Consider the following 18,289-nt stretch of genomic DNA (forward strand, 5'->3'; position numbering starts at 1 on the left):
GCTTCAGATTTGTTATTTTCTTTACAGTGCTGGCAGTGTCGCCTTATCAGGCTGCGACCGAACTCTGTTTCTGAGTTCATTAATAAAGGTTTGGTCACCTTCTTCCAGGGGAGAGAGGAACAGCAGAAATGCATCGTCATCCGTCGTATTGATTTCGACAATCGTATCATCGATGAAGTTTCCCTCTTCAACAATAATGACCTCTGCCACATCTTCATACTTCGCTGCGTAGACCTCTAATACTCCCTCGATTCTCTCATAAGAAACGACACGTTGATCAGTCAACAGATTCCCGTCATCTGAAATGGAAGTGATGCCCGCCGAATAAAAATAAAGAACAGTTTCATCCGGCCTGATGATTCCTTCATCAAGAAGCAGTTGTAAGTCACTTTTTGAAAGCTTGTCGCCCGTAATCACCGCTGAATCGACAAAGGCTCCACTTTCAGCGAGTATTCCGAGTCCAAACAGGCTTAAACCTAAAACGACTAAACTCAGAACAATCCCCCCGAGCGGAATCACGAAATAGTAAAACCCGACAGGTGTGGACCGGTAACTGGAATCCGCTTCTTTTCTTAAGCGATGGTAGGCAAAGGAGCCTCGGATGCCCTTCCAGTAGAAGTAGAGCCAGATCATGGTAAACAGCAGCCCCGAAGGTCGCCCGTTCTCCAGCATTATAAAGATTTTTGCAAAAATGAAATAAATAACGAGGGTGACTGCGGCAGTTCTGGAATAGAACCGGAGACCCACCCCGCACGCCAGCACCAGGGCAACATCGATGAAGTTAACCGGATCAGCAAATGGTCCGAATACGCCTTCGGCTGAAGAGGCCATCGCAGCGACGATGACTAAGGTACTCATCGCCGCTGAGATAAAGGCAGCGATGGAAGCCTGCTTTATATCATGAGTGGCATCATCCAGATTGTATTCAAATTTCACTCTGTTACCCTGACTGTTTTCAATGAAACAATTTGCTGTAAATCGCGTCACATGTCATCACAACATTTGAATCGATTCATATGAACAGCACAAGAGTTGATTTAAGTTATTCACCTGACTTCACTAAAAACCAGGCGAGACCTGAAGGCTTAAGTCCACTTCAGACCTTTGGGCAGCTCCGCTGCAGAATAAACCACGTGCAGCACCCGGCGGCGCGCTGGCAGTTTCGCAGCACGGGAACGGTGCACCAGTAGAGGCCGCATCAGCAGCACTTCCCCCGGGCCAGCAGGGCAGACTTCAAACGCCTCTTCATTAAACTCTGCTACCGACTCTTCACTCAAGCGTTCCCGATGGCTGCCGGGCACCACTTCCAGTGCCCCATTCACACCCGGGCAGGCATCTAGATGTACGCGTACCGCCAGCAGTTCCCGTTGCATTTCGACGGGCGGTTCGACATATTGGACTCCCGCTTTGATTGACCAGTTGGTCCAGCGGGGATCATTTGTTGCACCTGCAATCGGAACGAACAGATCCTGATGCGGTGGCACAAACCAGTTTGCAGCGGGGCGTTTATCGAACAGCGTCGCGCTGACTAATGCAACCGTTTGTCCCAGGACTCCGCGTGCCAATTCCACCAGTGCACCGTGCTCAAGCAGAGGCCTGAGAGCAGGCACTGCGAGGAGCGCATTCCGAATCGCATAACGGGTACCATTGCGCCGCCGACGAAAGTTCTCCTGGACAACCGAGTCAAGCACCTCTTCCAGAATGTCATGAGTACAGGAAGGCAAGGGGGCCGACACTTTCTGGTAACCTGCCTGTTCCAGTTGACAGTCTGTGATCTCTGACATTACCCGGCTTTTCCTGTTTGAGTATGCGATATCCGCTTTGAAAACGGGACTCAAGCAGAAATGTTATCAATCAGAATGACGCATTCAAAGTCCATTTCAGTTCTAAATTCCAGTAGTCTCGTCGATAGAATTCGGTATGTCACGGGCACACTTTCGAACCAAAGGTTGAAACTCATCTTCGGGTATGGCAAAATGTACATATCGCTATCCTGAAGTGACTGTGATTTCAATCTGCGTTCGAAAGGTGGCTCACTTGCGATTTGCTCTTCTGGGATCAGGACTGTTCTTACTTCTCAGTTCCTGTTCCTGTCAAAAATCTGTTCCGGCACCTGCCTCTGAACAGTATCAGGGCGACACAATACCCGTAGAGGCACCACCTGCAAATTCAGAAGAACAGCGTCTCTCTCCTCTCAATGTCAGCAAAACCAAACCGAGTCAATCGGATCAGGCAAATCTCTCAAAGAGTTCGCCTTCTGATTTTTCTGGTGACCCACTGACAGTAAATCTGCCGGGAACCTGTCGCGCCGTCGAGGCAGGAGGAGCGGGGCGGTACCTGATTTTTCATCTGGACCATTTGCGGTTACTGGCAATCTTCGATGTGTCCGCGGCTCGCGTGACGAAATACCTGCCAGTCGAGTCCGATGACATCGCCTTTACTGCGGGTCTTGAGAAACTGGTAGTCGTGCTCCGCGATCAGCAGAAAATACAACGCTTTGATCTTCAGACACATCAGCTGGAATTGACGCGTCTTCTGAATAATGGAGAAGTTTCTCAGATCAGTATGGGCTCTGCTTCAGCAGGCCCGATCTTTCTCTGTCGTGGAGACATGTCCGTCAATGCAGAGAATTTTCTCGATCTGCAGACTCTGGAACCAGCCCACCTGAAACGCGGTGGGAGTGACTGGAAGTTCAAAGACGTCAATACCCGCGACTGTATTGTGCATGCTTCCGCGGATGGCTCGGTCTTCGGAGTCGCACGCCCGGGTGTCGCATCACACAGCGGCTATGGAAACCTCATCATCAAACGAAACCAGATTCAGGAGTTCTATCAGGACCGAAATCTCGGAGTCAGCCTGCCTGGCCCGGACGGAAGTCTGATTTATTCCTTCTCGGGAATTTATACGAACACCCTCATTAAAGTTCTGGCGGAAAATCATTCCCGCGCGATTCCCGCTTCTCTCGGAAATCTGTATATGCGAGTCAGGGCCGACAGTCCGAATGTTACAATTCATCAGCAGCATGATCCCCGGCCACTCCTTACCATTCCCCAGGTCGTACCTTCCATCTCCAGGCGTGACTGGCACAAGGATTTCTTCGTGAGAGAAACTCCTCAGATACTACGTCTGCATTATTTCCCCGATATGGATCTGCTGGCTTACCTACCCGCCACCAACAGTCAGGTTGTCCTGCATCGGGTTCACCTGCAGCAGGCTCTGGACAAGTCACCTCTTGATTATCTGTTAATCACCAGCCAACCCAGGAATACTGCAAAACAGGGAGACTTCTACCAATACCAGCTAAATGCCAAAGCAAAGCAGTTGCCGATTCAGACCTCGATCGAAGTCGGCCCGGAAGGTATGACGATTACTCCACAAGATACCTTGATCTGGCAAATCCCAGTAGCATTCAAACGGGAGACAGAAACAGTCATACTTTCAGTTAAAGATGCAACCGGGCAGGAAGTTTTCCAGACCTGGCAGATTGACATCCAAGGTCAGCAAATTCGAAAAAACAAGACAGCATCTTCCGTTGCCGGAAAACCATCTCCACTACATCAGCCTGAGCCTGGCACTCATCAAAAATCGACAATTCCAAAAGCCACACTAATTCAGCCTGAACCGCATCAACGGACAGTCAACCTTCCGGGAAGCATTGATGACCTGGTCGTCTGTGGCGGGGGACGTTACCTGATTCTGCATCTTCTTGATCTGCATCAGCTGGCGGTCTTCGACACGAACAAATCAGCCGTTGTAAAATATATCCCCGTTAATTCTGACGATATCCTGTTCACGGCTGGCGCAGATGATCTGATCATTCTGTTGCGCGACAGGCAGATTTTTGAACGCTGGAATCTCAAGACCTTTCAGCGCGAACTCACGGTTGCTTCCCCTATTGCTGATCGGATCGCTGCCCTGGTAATGGGATACGATTCCGCGGGTCCCCTCGTGCTGTTTACTGGCGACGACATGAGGAAGATGAAGGTTCATTTCTTCAATCCTGAGACGATGCGGGAACGGAAGTATCAGTCGCAGCATCCTCTGCGCGTCTCTGTTGAACCGCACCACGTCAAAGCCTCCGCTGACGGGACGTTGATCTCTTATGGAGCCGCGGGGGTGCTGATTCTGGAAGACCAGAAGGTCAGCAACCATCCGACGCAGATTCCCTCTCCCTTTGTCCTGCTCCCCAGTGCAGACGGATCAGTCGTGTATACACCACACGGCTTCATGTCGCGACAGATGAATCCCATTAACCGGGACGACCCACGCAGTATTCCCATCCCTTCCGTGCAGCCCGGCTTTTATCTGATGGCAAAAGAACAGCCACAACACAAAACGAAAAAAGAGTTCTACCTCTATTCTAAAGGGGCAAAAACCCCATTGGCTCAATTGACCAGTGTCAACCCGACCCTCAGTGACAGTGAACGCCAAAAGGCTCCCGGTCCGCATGTGATGGCGTTGTCGAAACATTTCCAGTATTTGCCCTTCGAGAATCTATTGATTCAAATCCCCGCCACGAAGCAGAGTCTGATCCTGCACGAGATCAACCTGGAAAATCTGCTGAAACAGTCGGACCAGAACTATCTGTTTGCCGTCTCACACCCGCTGTCAGCAGCCATCCGCGGAAAGCACTGGATCAGCCAGATGGATGTCAGATCGAAACAGGGAGGTGTGAAATATCAACTCGAGGCGGGGCCTGAATGCATGTTTGTTTCTCCCACGGGCCTGCTCTCCTGGCAGGTTCCCGCCGATTTTCCGAAGTCCCGAGTCTCACTGATTCTGTCGATCACAGATTCTTCAGGTCAGCAGTTTTTTCAAACTGATAGACTCAGAGTAAAAGGCCCCAGCCGTCAAATAGAGACAGCCCCCCAGCCTGACTCCTCTCCAGAAAAGACTGTTTCGACACAGAACGCAGATCCAGTTATCGCCAGAAAACCGGACCGTGAGGAACCGCTTACTGCGAGAAAGCCATAACAAGCCTCAGGTATCAACGTCGATGAAACGTTTTTTGTATTAACGGGATGATGGTTTGATCCGCAAAACGCCCAGATATAATCCGGTCATCACAGACAGATTCACCAGAAAAACACTGACAATTACAGCAGCCAGCAGATACATCGATAAAACGGTCAGTGAAAATCGATCCGTGTTATACAGCCCGAAATTATAATAGACGCCCACCAGGTAACTCAGCCCAAAACAGCCAAATACGATTCCCGTAAGGTAGACAGTCCCGACTTTCAGACCAAATTGTGACAGACACCGGCTCCCCGTTGCCCACAGACAGAGCAGCACCAGAAAGATTCCATATACCATTCCACTCACCACACAGATTCCCTGAAACAATAAACCATAAATCAGATCAACACAACTCAGCGATACGCCACAATAAATAACCGCCGAAACGGAAACAGCACCTTACCGTTTTTCTGGAGCGGATAGGCGGGTTTGTAGCGTTCCAGTAATTCTGCTTCGAAGCGGGCACGCTCACGATCATCGGGTAATGCTTCCAGATAAGGTCTGAGCCCCGTCCCTCGAAACCATTCCAGAATTGATTGCACACTCTCCATGATATGGATGTATTTCGTTTCCCAGAGCTCAATCTCGGAACTCAGCGGCGCAAGCAGATCGTAATAAAACGACCGCGATTCAGAGCCCAGCGCCTCCCGGGCCTCTGCGGTCTGCGCATTCCACTCCGGCAGTTCCGAGACTTCCTTGACAAGGTAGTGCAGGGGAGAGTCGTAATGCATCGGCAGTTGTACGGCCAGAGCGCCTCCCGGTTTCAGAAAACTCATCAGCCGGGGAAGGAGAGATTCATGACTTGGCACCCACTGCAGCACCGCATTCGAAAACAGCAGATCATACCTGGTGTCCGGTTTCCAACTGGTAACATCCGACTGGAACCAGTGTATCTCAGGCTGAGACTCTCGCGCAGTTTCCAGCATTTCAGCCGAGCTATCCATACCGCTGAGTTCCGCTTTCGGCCAGCGTTTTGCCAGTACCGCCGTACTGTTGCCAGGGCCACATCCTACATCCACAATCCGTCGGGGTGATTCCAGCCGCAAGCGTGCTGCCAGATCGATGGCAGGCTGCGTCCGTTCACGCTGAAATTTCAAATATTGATCCGCATCCCAGACAGGCATTCCCTGGTTCCTTAAGCAGCCGTTGAAATCAACAAACCCTGATCCCTCAGTGTGTTGTTTCTTCACACAACATCAGGACAATGATAAATGACGGCAGGTTCACTCAGGGTCGGAGTCGAACGCGGAAGGATTCTGAGTCAGTTAAATACCTTTCCATACGGTTTCATCGTGGAATAGCCTTCAATCTGATTTCAGAAATCGATTCAATCGACATCACCCAGAACATTTCGAATTTTCTGAGCTAAGAGACCGATCTTCGCCGGTTTTTGGACCAATTCATAATCGTTGATATCTTGCAGAACTTCTCCCGTCATCCCGGACAAGTAGAGGACTTTCAATTCAGGATCCTGTTGCGTTAACTGTTTTGCCAGTTGCTGTCCATTCATATCCGGCATGTTAAAGTCAGTCAATAACAGTGAGATTTTGCCTATATGGGATCTGGCCGCCTGAATGGCCTTACTCGGACCTAAGGCCTTGATGACTGAATATCCTAATTTTTCCAGTAACGCTGAGACAACGGTAAGCACTGATTCCTCATCATCACAGACCAGAAGCGTTTCGGTGCCGCCTGTAATCGGATCTTGGGAAGCAGGGGGAGCAACACTTTGCGCGTCTATTGTTTTTCCTTGATCCTGGGGGAGATAGATTCGGAACTCGGTTCCTGCTCCCAGTTGACTCTCCACCGAGATAAATCCACCGTTATTAGAAATATCTCTGAATACTGTGGAAAGACCAAGTCCGGTCCCCATCTCTGCAGGTTTGGTTGTGAAGAATGGTTCAAAAACCTGCTCTACTGTTTCCGCGGACATCCCGCAACCATTATCAATCACGCAAAACCGTGAATAGGATCCGGGAAGTGTCCCATATTCACGAGAAATCTGATCTTCAGTAAGGAGAACATTCTTCGTACTGATTATCAGAGTCCCCCCTTCAGGCATCGCATCACGCGCATTGACCACCAGATTCATTAAGGCCTGTTCGATTTCAGCTTCGTCTGCCCAGGCAGGTTTCGTATTCGGGTCCAGGCTTAGCCTTAGAATAATTGTTTCTCCCAAAATCCGCTGGAACATATTCTGATTGCCAGCGATCATCGTGTTCAGATTAATCCAGGAGGTATTTGGCTCTTTCTTTCGGCCAAAAGCCAGCATCTGCTTTATCAGGTCGGTAGCACGCTCACCGGAATTTTTGATTTCCTGCAAGGGGCCTCGATACTCTTCAGGCAACTCGTTTTCCGGTGTCAGCTGCAGTAGCTCCGCATTCATATTAATACCCACGAGAATATTATTGAACTCGTGAGCCACTTCAGCCGCTAATTGTCCGATGGCTTTCATTTTCTGACCATGCTGCAGCTGAATCTGCAGTTGCCGATTGAGTTCCATGGCATGTTTCTGTTCGGTCAGGTCCTTAAACATGACTAGCAGTAATGGTTCCCCGGCAGTTTGAATCAAACAGGAATAACATTGGATAGATCGTTTTTTACCGCTTTTGATCTGAAGTAATGATTCCTGATCGTAACCCATTCCTTCCGTTCGCGCAATTCTGACGATTTCCTCCCAGTGTGCTTTATCAGAAAATAAATTGAGTTCATGAATGGTTTTTCCAATAACTTCCGCACGTGCATACTGCGTTGTCTTTAGAAAAGACTCATTCACATCACGCAATTGTTCTGTATCAAAATTAATGATCACCTGGCCCAGTGGATTCAGATCAAAAATCTTGGAAAACCGTTCCTCAGATATTTGTAATGCGTTTTCATTTTTTTTACGGACGATTTCATTCCGATGTGCTCTGAATAGAGTCCCACCGGTAACAAGCAGGGGTTTAATAAATTCGACAAATTCTTCATTGTACCCGGTTGGTCGGTTTGCAATAACCGCCACTCCCGTCAGATCTCCCTGTGAGTAAATCGGCAGGCTGAGACAAGAACTCATCCTCTCTTCAAACAGTTCTTCCGCCAGTCTGCCGAGTTGTGGTACTTCAGTGGGCTGACTGAAAATAACCTCTTCTCCAGTTCTCATAATCTGGTCAAACAATGCTTTCAGAGAACCGGATTCCTGTTTCGTTGAAAGTGTGACGGTGTGAAATTCCGTCAATTCTATGTGGGGAGACAGACACTTGCTGGCTCGAATATTCAGACAGGGGGAGCCTGATTCTGTCTTCTGAACATCAGCAATGAATCCGAACTCGCTGTCTGAAGTCCTCAATAGTGTCAGTAACAGGTCTTCAAATACCTGGTCAGACTCTGAATCGACAATGTAATGCTCCAGCAGGTTTCGAATGGATTCAATCAAATGAAACGAGGTGCGCAATTCCTCTTCATACAACACCTGTCGGGTGATATCGGTTCGAACACCGGCAATCCCACCTCCTGCTGTTTTTTGTTCCGAGATCAGTAACCAGCGACCATTTCCTAATTTTTGCCGATGACTTCCTTTCGGATTCTGGTGCTGTTTCACACGCTCCTGGATCCACTCTTCTTCTCTCCCTACAGCATCCACGATTTGCCCTCGATGGGCCGAGATTCGGATATGATCTTCAAACCGTTGTCCGGGAGTCAAAAGGTCTGCGCTTTCCACATAGAATTCGCGGAACTTGGAATTACACATTACGAGCCGGTCGTCGGCATCATAAAGCGCGAATCCTTCCGTCAGAGATTCGATGGCCTCTGTCAACTGGACACGCAATCGATGAGATTCCTCTTCGCTTTTCTGCAGGTTCTGTTCGACCTGCGCGTGTTCGATTGCAATCGCTGCCAGATACACTGCCTGTTCAATGAGCTGCAGGTGAAATTGACTTGGCTTACAGGGTTTATGGTAGTAAATGGCAAAGGTACCCAGAACGGCTCCCGTTGAGGAGCGAATCGGTGTCGACCAGCAGGCGCGCAGATCATAGATTAACGCCAGTTCTTTAAAGTCTTTCCACAAAGGATCGTTTGCAATATCTGCGACGACAATCTGTTGATTTAGATACGCGGCAGTCCCACACGATCCTATATTCTGACCAATTTTTATACCATTAATGCTACGAATATAATCTTCAATGCTACGAATATAATCTTCTGGCAAATTGGGGGCGGCACCATGTCTGAGTTGATTTTCGTCATCCAAAAGCAGAATTGAACAGATCATTTCTTTGCTGTTCGTTTCGATATATTCCACCAGCGTATTCAAGGTAGCCTTGAGAGAGACCCCTTTGCTGATCAGCTCCAGAATAATTTTGATATCAGGTAATACATTTAAGGACTTTTGTTCTGCAAGAACCTCGATACCATCATCATTCATCTGGATGTTTCCAATAACTTAGTAATAGAAAAGCTACGGACAAAACACATTTTCGTTTTCAGACGGGTCAGTATTGATAGCCATCATTAATGGGTGCTTTATAGTAAATCATCAGACACATCACGGCAATCCTATCCTTGAGCGAATCAAATTTAACCAGAGCGTTTCTCAATCGAATATACTCCGTCCAAATGGACCTGGAGACGCTATAGTAAAACTGGACACAGTCTAAACTGATTTAAGAAAATTTCGAGAGCAGTATTTTCTGTGCTTTATTAAGCAATTAAACTGAGCACCCGCCACACCGATCAAATGAGGCTTTTTGCCTACAGGAGCATTCATCCAGCGCAGGTTCCCGGAGTCGTACCAGCAGACTGCAAATACCGTGGGAAAGAAAAGAATATACCGCCCGTGGAGGAGGCAATCGCTTAATAGTGTCGCTCACCACTCATGAATGGGGACTATTTTTAGCTCAGAAACCGTACCGCTCTCCGATACCCAGACCGTAAAGATATCTTCCGTTTTCTTCTCATCGCGCTCCAGAATTTCTTTAAAGTTCACTCCCCAGGCCTTCATCGATTGGATTTTCCCATCTGCATCCACACTCAACGGAAATTCGATCGCTCGGCAATCCGCAAACTCAAATTGAGCTGGTTTCGTCCCCGGAGTGACTTTTATTTTCTGCTGCAGTTTCTCAAACGCCGCGCGCCCTCGTTCCTCAATCTGCTGTTGAGTGAGCGTGTTCTGCTCTTTTTTATTATCGGGTAGTTTGAGTTTCAGAATGGAACACAGCCACAGCCTATGCTTACGGATAAGATAAGTATCGAACTGATATAAATCCGGAGCAATTACTTTCCCCCGGGCTGTCACCACGGCCCGATACTCGAGAGGAGGCCCCGAAGAACCGCCATAATTCGGGGAAAGTTCCCAGTTCACATGCCATCGATAGCCAATCTGTTTCTTTGAAACGAGACTGGCCCCTCGATCGGAAAAATGGAAATCCGGATCCAGACGCAGATTAATCAGCGATGTGAACGCTTTGTCTGGCTTCGTACGTTGAATCACCTTCGCCACCGGTACCACGTCATTCAATTCGACTGGCGGCGAATCCGGCTCATTAATAATGCGTTCAGGGTACGCGATCATCAGTGTCCCGACTGAACGAGATGTTTTCAGATCTGCATCAGGAATCAGTTCAGCGACCGATAAATTCGGGCCCAAGAAAAGTAACCACCGTCTCAGCATCGGATCAACATCTTGTTTCCTGTCGGGCTCTCCCCCCGCAGGCGATGCCGCAACCAGCATGAAGAATGTCAGCAGAACAATTTTTCCCATGTTCAATTCCTGTCCCGTTCGTCGATCAGTCGTAAATCAGCAACCGTTCCGTCCTCTTTCACCCAGACCGTGAACAGTTCCGGGGGCGTTTTCAGTCTCTTTGTCCGCACTTCCTGAAACTGCACTGCCCAGACGTAAAGAGATTCAATCTGCCCCTCAGCGTTCAGACGCCAGGGCAACCGCGCTCGCTGCAGATTCACAAACTGGAACTGGAACGATTCGGCCTTGTAGATCCCATGCAACCTTTCGACCATTTTATCGAACGTTTGACGTGCCCGTTTCTCGATTTCGGACGGACTCAGTTTCTTCTGGGGCTCTACATCTGCGGCCTCCAGCTTCAGTTTCGCACAGGGCCAGATCCGGGGGCGCTCGGTTTCTCGGTAGCGGGGATTCTGATCGGGATCAAATTCCGGTTTGGGCAGCAATAACGGAACGGTATCGATCAGATAACGGTCATGCGGAATCAGAGAACCTCGCGAATCGACCAGCGCCTTGATCAACTCTGGCTCTTCCACCAGACCTCCATAGACCGGGAACCGTTTCCAGACCACTTCCCACAGAAACGATTCTGTTTGATCCTCGTCTCCCGAGGCACCCCACTGCGCCAAATTCGCCTTTTGAAACTGAAACGTCTGCTTCTGCTCCAACTGCTGATTCACCAACGCCAGAAAGGCGGCATCCGGCTCCGAAGCAGTGACTGCTTTGCCAACCCGTACCATAGACTCCAACTGCACGGGTTTCTGCTTCAGGCCTCTGCGTTTCCAGTCACCTGGTTCATAAGTCAAGAGCAAATGCCCCATGCGAATCACATAGATACTGTTGCGGTCGATTTCAGTCAGACGGGGCATCTGCTCAGAATTCATCTTCCAGTCTTTGAATTCCGTGGGAGCCTGAGCTACTGCGGCAGCTTCACCAACAGCAATGAAAGTCAGCATCAGTAACAGGCATTTCAGATTCATTCTGATTCCCTCTGGAATTCAGTCGGCTCCCTCACCGCAATTCAGGCTGCCGCAACCTGGTGAAAAAACCGCTCAGTCCGCGAGAACCGAAGACCAGACAGAAACCAAACAGCAGTCGACAGGCAACCGCCACCCCCTCTGCCTGCAGAGTGAGGGGAATTTGAGCAAAATCGCTGGATTTCTTTAACTGAAACAGTTGAAACAAAACGTTTCCCAGATCAGCAATCCCCCAGGTCAGAACCAGAAGTCCCACTGTAGAAAATGCGACTGACTGCATCTGTTCTGCGGTAATACTTTTCGAAGCCGACTTAATTTCACTGTCAGGTAACAGATATTTCACGATTGTCGCTGAACCAAACCAGAGCAAACAGGCTGTGATGGTATAAAAAGTCAAAGGCATCAACTGCAGATAAAACATGCCGGAGACCGGTGTGGAAAACTGAGCCGAAGCCGTCTTCCAGGCGACAAACGTCATCACAAACGACGCCACGGTCTCCAGTGCCTTGATTGCATAAAACAACCCGACCAGTCGACAGCCAATATAAGCAACTTCTTCTTTTTTCATCTGATCCTCTCAAGCCAGTTTTTAGACAGCGTTCTGCCGTCCCCATCGATACTGTTACAACCTTAACAGATTCAGCACCAAAATCAGAGCCGAATCAAGCTGACAGTTCCTGAAATGTTTTCAATTCCCTCTCAGGTCAATCCAACAGATTATCACGCTTGAAATGTGGCACGTGTTGCGATCAGTTCTGACAAATCCCGAAATGTTTTCAGGTCACCGAATTTCAGTTGCTTGCCTCCCAGTCGCTGAAGTTCCCAGCGAAACAGACAATACATCGTCAGAAACATACCAGGTACCAGAAGAAACCAGGGGCTCCCGATCCCCAGGGAAAACATCAATGCGAAAGGCAACGTCCCGGTCATCCAGAGCAGACTGAGATCGGCTCCTCGATACGAATCCCAGTTCACCCGTTCCGGCCGGGGCAGAGTACCCGGCGCCAGATTCGCAATCCGATACAGGAAGGCAAACGCATACCGATAAGAATACTCACGCAAATCTGTCGAAGGAGCAATCTCCGACACATCCGCGCCGGCTTCCTGCAACAGGGCCTGGATGGTCAGAAACGCCGAGGCAGGGCGGCACGGCTTTCCGAAAAACGTCTCTTCACGAATCACAGGGACAGCTGCATACCGGGCGATCAACTCACACACACCGCCCAGTGTTTTCTCTCCCTCTGGCTCAAGCACCTGCTTCCATGCTTCATCCGGCAGATCGATCTCCCAGAGTTCATTCTCAGCCCGCCCCAGTGGCCGCCACTCAACCAGGTCCATCTGATCCCGCCACTCTTCGACCGTTGATTCGAAGGTCAATTCCTCTCGCGGGAGCATATCGTAATCAAGCAGAAAATAGAGCCGATGCTGTTCGCGAAACACCGACAACACATATTCCGCCGTCACCGGCTCTCTTAACACAGGCTCTGCTGATTCCATGAATTCATCTCCATTGAATGAGAAACACCGTGCACTCACCGCTCACGCTTGAAACGCGGCACGCTGTGCAATCAGTTCCGACAAATCCCTGAAGGTTCGCAGGTTCCCGAATCGTACCCGGACCGGGTTACGTTCCTTAGTAGCATAGGCAGCAAGCACCAGGCATCCAAACACAAACATAAATAACAGATAAGCTGCAGTCCCATATCCTACACTCAGAGGGCCGAGGAGGAGATAGTATAATATAGCCGCTGTTCCAATCCAGTTCGTATCCCACACCGGTCTTTTCACCTGCACTGTAGGTAAAACCCCGGGTGCCAGTTTGGCGATCGGTCCCAGAAACAGATCCAGATGCCGCCGTGTCATTTTCGATAAGGCCGTCGAAGGAGCAATTTCTGCAACATCAACACCAGCCTCCTGCAACAGCGAACGAATTGTCAGAAAAGCAGACGCAGGTCGACACGTTCGACCGATAAAAGTCTCCAGGGAAATCACCGGCATTGTCATTCGCACAGCGATCCGTTCACAAAAATCGCGCACTGTGTGCATCTGAGAACCAGATACCACCTGCGCCCAGTCTGACTCGCTCAACCCCAGCCAGTCTTTAGTAAATATACTTATTACCGCCGAGTCATAGAGCTGGCAGGCCTCAAACAGCGTATCCAGTGGAGAATCAAGCGTCACCGGGATTTCTTCTTCCTCGGAAAGATTTAAGCTTTTGCTCCATTCGTGACGCGACTGTTCCAGCAGCACATCCAACACATATTCCGGCGTCGCCGGCACTTTAACCACAGGGGAAGCAGATTCCATATTCACTCCTTTGCCTCTTGGGCCAATCGACGGGAATTTCTGATCCAGCGCCAGATCAGCACACAACCGGGGAGTACCAGCAGGACAAAACCACCAGCGAGGGACAGCAATAACAGAACAGCCCGCTTTGCGGGATCAGCAGGGTAGTTGGTATGATCCACTGTCAACTCTGGTCGCTGATAATACTTTTCGCCATAGTGTTGGTCCAGGTTCTCACCCGCATCCGCCCAGGCAGCTTCGTCCGACTCGATTTGCGCATAAAACACGTTCCCCTGTTCAATCTCCTGTTTCAACTCTGTTTCCAGCTGTTCCAGGTTGCGTGCCACCTGTGTTTCCAGGATCTCTTTGGCTCGCTCGCGGTAAAATTCTTTCGCAGTTGTCTCTGGCGCTTCATAGGCAGCTTTCAGATACGCTCGCGACGCCAGCAGTTTGGAATCATCCTGCCAGTCAGTTGCCATCAGCAGATCTCCCAGCGCTTCCAGCAGAATCGGAGAACGATAATTGCCAAACCGCATCATTCCCAGCACACCTTTGACCGCTTTATCAATTTCCTGCTGTTCGTCTGCTTGTATCACCTGTCGCTGTTCGAGTAGAAATGTGGTAAAACCAGTCTTCCCCAGATCGTAGCTTTTATTCAATGGCAGAGTCGCCCCCCCAGCCCGCTGCTGCATCACATACTCCACCAGTAGCTTCTGATACACCTCGCGACCAAAATGCGCCTCCGGATTAATCTCAACTGCCCGCTTAATATGTTCCAGTCCCTCTGCATAGTGACCGGCATGGATCAGGAACGTCCCCAGGTTCGCTTCCGACTCATAGCGGCCTTGTTCCGGCCAGCGTGCCATCTTCTCCTGAATGAGTTCAATCGCTTTGTCGTGCTCTCCCAGCTTTTCGTAAGCCACCGCCAGGTCATCATAGTCGGCCGGCTTACGATCCGCTGTTGTCTTTTGGCTACGGTCTTTGATCCGCCATTCATAATAGGCATCCGAGTGCCTCAGAAAATGGCCGGTAATCAGTTCCTGCGCGTAGGGAAACCGCTGCCGTTCCATCTGTAGCGTGTCGTGGTCCCACATGCAGGCGAGCAGAGGAGTCGGCATCAGCAGCGTACAGACCAGAATCGAAGTGCCTAATGATCGCATTAACCTCGCTCCATTCCACCGATACACCACAACGCTCCGAACATCATATTTTTCTGAGCTGCTTCTTTCTGCTGTGAATCACGGGCTTCGCTTAACTGCGAGACAATCATCTCCGACGTTTCCTGATCGACGCCTTCCTCCATTAATGCTGCCTGAACCTGCTGACTCGAGGCGCCATCACGCATCTTTTCTGCCCCAAATGCGTAAAGTGCCTGTACCATTTCTTCCTGTGCCGCAGCTTCCCCGTTACTCATAGAACAATCTCCCTGATTTCATTTTCCGATTGACTTGATCTGGAGCAGGAAAATTTAATGGATGCTCTGGCTCCTGAGAGTTAGAATTCATTCTGTTTTTTCTTCGACAGGTTTCTCTTCCGCTATCTCTTCCGCAGGCTTTTCGCCAGCAGGTTTCTGGGGTTGTTCTGCAGACGGCACAGGATTTTTCGCCGGGGTTTCCAAATTATCACCGGCAGGCGGCTTGGATGGTTTCTTCGGCAGAACTTGGGGTTGCTCCCCGTTCGTCGGTGGCGTCTGGCTTTGATTCTGTTCCTGTTCTGTCATCTGACTCTGGTTATCATCATCTTCATTCCCCTTGTTATGTTCGGCGGAACCAAAATAGAAACCAACGATCGTCCCAAATATTCCAATCAGAATGATCAGCACATCCTTGGCTTTATCCAGGTCATTTTTGCGGATTGCGATATAGGCCAGTCCCCCTGCTACCGCCATCGTACCCAGGCAGAACACGATCGTAATCAGATTACGGGCATTGTCAGGATGGGACTCGAGCGAATTCATCAACAAGAAAATCAGTAGCACAGGCAGACCGATGGAAGCGATCATCAGGTATGACACAACGGCACGAGCCCCACCGCTCGATTTCGAAAAGATCTCGGCCAGCGAAATCACTTTGGGAGTACGGCGAGGCGTCCTGTTTTCCAGCGCCACAATGCGTTCAGGAAGCTCACTGAACCCATCGGTCCGGAGAAATTCCTCTAATGCATCCACACGATCACTTAACGCGGCAAATTCTTCATCAGATACTGGCATGGTTTTTTCCTTACACAGCAGGTTCAAGTGTGAGGTCGTAACATCTGATTTGACTAGTGCCAATAACAAAGTAACACGTGAGACTGCAGACAGCAAGCAGTTTCTGCAGAACAGGGGACGCCCTGGATAAACAGTCGAACCATCAATACTCAAAATCAGTCGCCAGGCAATCCCAGTCCAACTGTTTCAATGATTGTAATACTTCCGCATCAATCGGAAGCGCATAATCATCCTGATACCAGACCACCGTCAGGCAGGAACCATCCTTCTCCTGGTCGTGTGCCGGTGGAAATGATTTAAAACAGCCAATACAGCAGATCAACGGGATCCATTCCGGATCCATCTCCCATTCTTCAGGATAGTTCGATCGCCTCTCGCGCGCCTGTTCCCTGTCCCCCGGTTCATGTTGATAATCACGACGGCGTGGCGAGATCAGATGCGGCTCTCCCAGTGTATACTCACGATGAGCAGCGCGCCGCAGATCAACATCAATCCCCCAATCATTGGCTTTCTTGTCAGGGACACCTTCCAGCATCCCGGCATAAGTCTGTGACTGTTCCAGTTGATTGAGAATCAACTTCCGCCCCGACTCCTGCTGGAGTCGACAGGTCACATGAGATATCGGATCATATTCCATAGCCTCATACTCAATTCTTGCGAAGTGTCTCAATCACCGGGTGCCATTTGTCGGCTTGCCCGACAGTGAATACCAGAGAGCGCCAATTCTGCTGAAAGAAAAGAACAGGGGGCCACCTTCAGGATTTTCGTTTCACCCAGTCCGCAATCCGCTCATTCTCTTCTAAATGTTCCCGTTCATAATAATAAACGGTTCCTTCTCGCAGCCTGACACTTTCAGCAACCACATAAAAAGGAATTTTCTCAAAACTGGCATCACTTTCAGCTTCAATACAAAAAACCGTATGCCTGTCACCGACGGCAATGAATTTCCGAACCACTTCGATTTCGTCAACGGAGGCCAGCCTAAAGAGTGGGTTCGAAAACAGAACTGGCAAGGAAAGATACATAACCTCGTGAAACTCAACTTCGACCTCGTGATAATACGCGAAATCAAAACTTCCGGTAATCAGGAGATTGTCCCCTGTATAAGAATCTATTCTGAAATCATCAATATTCGTTTTCTCAACAATCTCATTGATTCGCTTAAAGACGTCCATCACCACTCCACCAGTTCCCTTTGAATACATTGCACTAACGGCACTCCTGCCACCATCAGATCATCTTACCACATTCATCATACACACCCGAAATATCCACGTCAGGAAGCGAAACAGATCCTCCTGCTGACGCATCACCCCGTCCCCCGATCCTCCGAAGGCGGATGCCCCAGTACCTGCCGATACTGGGCCGAGAACTGAAAGACACTCGCAAACCCCAACAGGTGCGCGACTTCTCCCACCCGCAGCCCCTCATGCTGCATCAGCCGCCGTGCGAATTCCATGCGGGTCCGTCTCAGAAACTGTTTGGGACTCTCTCCCATCTGCTCGCGAAACAACCGTCTGAGATGCGGCTCCGAGAGCCCCGCAGTCTCCGCCAGCGCGCTGATCCGATGATTCTGATCCGGGGCCGCTTCAATCAGCCGCACCACCTTCCGCAGTCGATCATCCAGCCGTCGCTGTGTGCCTTGATCGCCCTCCGGAAACATCAGCCGCACCGCAGCCGCCAAGAGACAGCCCCCCGCATCCGCCTGTTCCGCCTGGATCGTTTTCAACAAACCAATGAGCGCCGACCGTTGTGGCTCCTGGCCAGGGAAGGGGACCGCACGTTCTTCCGTCAACCGCGCCGCCGCCTGAAATTCGACAAACAGATACGAAACCGACTCCCGACTAAAATACCGGTTCTCCCGCACCCCAGGCGCCAACAGCCCCAGCCAACCCGCAGTGACCTGAAACGATTCCTCGGCGATGCGATACTCGCCGCTGCCCGACTCCACATACAGAAACCGGTAATGCGAGATCCGCCGGGGCCGCAGATGCAATTCCTGGTGAAACCGCACCCGGTTACTGGCAATATACTGAAATGAGTCTCCCATCACGACAGTTTCCCAATGATCGTTTTTGA

The 18,289-nt window shown here is 50.0% G+C and carries 17 protein-coding genes; 1 reads left to right on the forward strand and 16 read right to left on the reverse strand.

All coding sequences use genetic code 11. The features are described 5' to 3' along the window. Positions 1-21: 21 nt before the first annotated feature. Positions 22-936 (reverse strand): hypothetical protein, encoded by a 915-nt coding sequence (locus Pan161_RS03360; RefSeq protein ID WP_145224181.1) that lies wholly within the window; start codon positions 934-936, stop codon positions 22-24. A 149-nt stretch (positions 937-1,085) separates the two neighbouring features. After that, positions 1,086-1,784, reverse strand: coding sequence for a phytanoyl-CoA dioxygenase family protein (locus Pan161_RS03365; protein WP_145224182.1), 699 nt, complete (start codon positions 1,782-1,784; stop codon positions 1,086-1,088). Positions 1,785-2,037: 253 nt separating this feature from the next. On the opposite strand from Pan161_RS03365, the gene Pan161_RS03370 reads away from it, so the two are divergent. Then, a complete protein-coding gene (locus Pan161_RS03370; RefSeq protein WP_145224183.1) occupies positions 2,038-4,974 on the forward strand; it encodes a hypothetical protein in 2,937 nt (978 codons plus the stop codon). A 39-nt stretch (positions 4,975-5,013) separates the two neighbouring features. On the opposite strand, the gene Pan161_RS03375 is transcribed toward Pan161_RS03370, so the two are convergent. The 14 genes from Pan161_RS03375 to Pan161_RS03440 form a co-directional block, all read right to left on the reverse strand. After that, a complete protein-coding gene (locus tag Pan161_RS03375; RefSeq protein WP_145224184.1) occupies positions 5,014-5,325 on the reverse strand; it encodes a hypothetical protein in 312 nt (103 codons plus the stop codon). 47 nt (positions 5,326-5,372) lie between these two features. Continuing rightward, positions 5,373-6,143 (reverse strand): trans-aconitate 2-methyltransferase, encoded by a 771-nt coding sequence (gene tam, locus Pan161_RS03380; protein ID WP_145224185.1) that lies wholly within the window; start codon positions 6,141-6,143, stop codon positions 5,373-5,375. 203 nt (positions 6,144-6,346) lie between these two features. Further along, the gene (locus tag Pan161_RS03385) at positions 6,347-9,424 is read right to left on the reverse strand and encodes a GAF domain-containing protein (protein ID WP_145224186.1); all 3,078 of its coding nucleotides are present in this window, start codon (positions 9,422-9,424) and stop codon (positions 6,347-6,349) included. 441 nt (positions 9,425-9,865) lie between these two features. After that, positions 9,866-10,759 (reverse strand): hypothetical protein, encoded by an 894-nt coding sequence (locus tag Pan161_RS03390; RefSeq protein WP_145224187.1) that lies wholly within the window; start codon positions 10,757-10,759, stop codon positions 9,866-9,868. Between the two features lie 2 nt (positions 10,760-10,761). Next, positions 10,762-11,718, reverse strand: a complete 957-nt coding sequence (locus tag Pan161_RS03395; protein ID WP_145224188.1) for a hypothetical protein — start codon at positions 11,716-11,718, stop codon at positions 10,762-10,764. 31 nt (positions 11,719-11,749) lie between these two features. Next, the gene (locus Pan161_RS03400; RefSeq protein WP_145224189.1) at positions 11,750-12,283 is read right to left on the reverse strand and encodes a hypothetical protein; all 534 of its coding nucleotides are present in this window, start codon (positions 12,281-12,283) and stop codon (positions 11,750-11,752) included. A gap of 152 nt (positions 12,284-12,435) precedes the next feature. Then, on the reverse strand, positions 12,436-13,212 hold the full coding sequence (locus tag Pan161_RS03405) for a hypothetical protein (protein WP_145224190.1): 777 nt from the start codon (positions 13,210-13,212) through the stop codon (positions 12,436-12,438). Positions 13,213-13,254: 42 nt separating this feature from the next. Continuing rightward, positions 13,255-14,022 carry a hypothetical protein gene (locus tag Pan161_RS03410; RefSeq protein ID WP_145224191.1) on the reverse strand — a complete coding sequence of 256 codons (768 nt, stop codon included), beginning with the start codon at positions 14,020-14,022 and terminating at the stop codon, positions 13,255-13,257. A 2-nt stretch (positions 14,023-14,024) separates the two neighbouring features. After that, on the reverse strand, positions 14,025-15,161 hold the full coding sequence (locus Pan161_RS03415; protein ID WP_145224192.1) for a tetratricopeptide repeat protein: 1,137 nt from the start codon (positions 15,159-15,161) through the stop codon (positions 14,025-14,027). After that, positions 15,161-15,415: a hypothetical protein gene (locus Pan161_RS03420; protein ID WP_145224193.1), complete on the reverse strand. Its 255-nt coding sequence runs from the start codon at positions 15,413-15,415 to the stop codon at positions 15,161-15,163. The genes Pan161_RS03415 and Pan161_RS03420 overlap by 1 nt, the downstream gene beginning before the upstream one ends. An 87-nt stretch (positions 15,416-15,502) precedes the next feature. Next, positions 15,503-16,210 (reverse strand): hypothetical protein, encoded by a 708-nt coding sequence (locus Pan161_RS03425; RefSeq protein WP_145224194.1) that lies wholly within the window; start codon positions 16,208-16,210, stop codon positions 15,503-15,505. Between the two features lie 142 nt (positions 16,211-16,352). After that, on the reverse strand, positions 16,353-16,847 hold the full coding sequence (locus Pan161_RS03430) for a hypothetical protein (protein ID WP_145224195.1): 495 nt from the start codon (positions 16,845-16,847) through the stop codon (positions 16,353-16,355). A 118-nt stretch (positions 16,848-16,965) separates the two neighbouring features. Then, entirely contained in the window at positions 16,966-17,415 is a 450-nt protein-coding gene (locus tag Pan161_RS03435; protein ID WP_145224196.1) for a hypothetical protein, read from the reverse strand. A gap of 104 nt (positions 17,416-17,519) precedes the next feature. Then, positions 17,520-18,260 (reverse strand): AraC family transcriptional regulator, encoded by a 741-nt coding sequence (locus Pan161_RS03440; RefSeq protein ID WP_145224197.1) that lies wholly within the window; start codon positions 18,258-18,260, stop codon positions 17,520-17,522. Positions 18,261-18,289 lie beyond the last annotated feature (29 nt).

It is taken from the genome of Gimesia algae (assembly GCF_007746795.1).
GTDB classification, from domain to species: Bacteria; Planctomycetota; Planctomycetia; order Planctomycetales; family Planctomycetaceae; genus Gimesia; species Gimesia algae.

Coding starts and splice junctions, on each gene's coding strand:
- Pan161_RS03390 (WP_145224187.1), bottom strand. CDS start 10,759: ATGGGAAAAATTGTTCTGCTGACATTCTTCATGCTGGTTGCGGCATCG.
- Pan161_RS03430 (WP_145224195.1), bottom strand. CDS start 16,847: ATGGAATATGATCCGATATCTCATGTGACCTGTCGACTCCAGCAGGAG.
- Pan161_RS03365 (WP_145224182.1), bottom strand. CDS start 1,784: ATGTCAGAGATCACAGACTGTCAACTGGAACAGGCAGGTTACCAGAAA.
- Pan161_RS03395 (WP_145224188.1), bottom strand. CDS start 11,718: ATGAATCTGAAATGCCTGTTACTGATGCTGACTTTCATTGCTGTTGGT.
- Pan161_RS03440 (WP_145224197.1), bottom strand. CDS start 18,260: ATGGGAGACTCATTTCAGTATATTGCCAGTAACCGGGTGCGGTTTCAC.
- Pan161_RS03415 (WP_145224192.1), bottom strand. CDS start 15,161: ATGCGATCATTAGGCACTTCGATTCTGGTCTGTACGCTGCTGATGCCG.
- Pan161_RS03435 (WP_145224196.1), bottom strand. CDS start 17,415: ATGTATTCAAAGGGAACTGGTGGAGTGGTGATGGACGTCTTTAAGCGA.
- Pan161_RS03420 (WP_145224193.1), bottom strand. CDS start 15,415: ATGAGTAACGGGGAAGCTGCGGCACAGGAAGAAATGGTACAGGCACTT.
- Pan161_RS03385 (WP_145224186.1), bottom strand. CDS start 9,424: ATGAATGATGATGGTATCGAGGTTCTTGCAGAACAAAAGTCCTTAAAT.
- Pan161_RS03425 (WP_145224194.1), bottom strand. CDS start 16,210: ATGCCAGTATCTGATGAAGAATTTGCCGCGTTAAGTGATCGTGTGGAT.
- Pan161_RS03400 (WP_145224189.1), bottom strand. CDS start 12,283: ATGAAAAAAGAAGAAGTTGCTTATATTGGCTGTCGACTGGTCGGGTTG.
- tam (WP_145224185.1), bottom strand. CDS start 6,143: ATGCCTGTCTGGGATGCGGATCAATATTTGAAATTTCAGCGTGAACGG.
- Pan161_RS03410 (WP_145224191.1), bottom strand. CDS start 14,022: ATGGAATCTGCTTCCCCTGTGGTTAAAGTGCCGGCGACGCCGGAATAT.
- Pan161_RS03405 (WP_145224190.1), bottom strand. CDS start 13,212: ATGGAATCAGCAGAGCCTGTGTTAAGAGAGCCGGTGACGGCGGAATAT.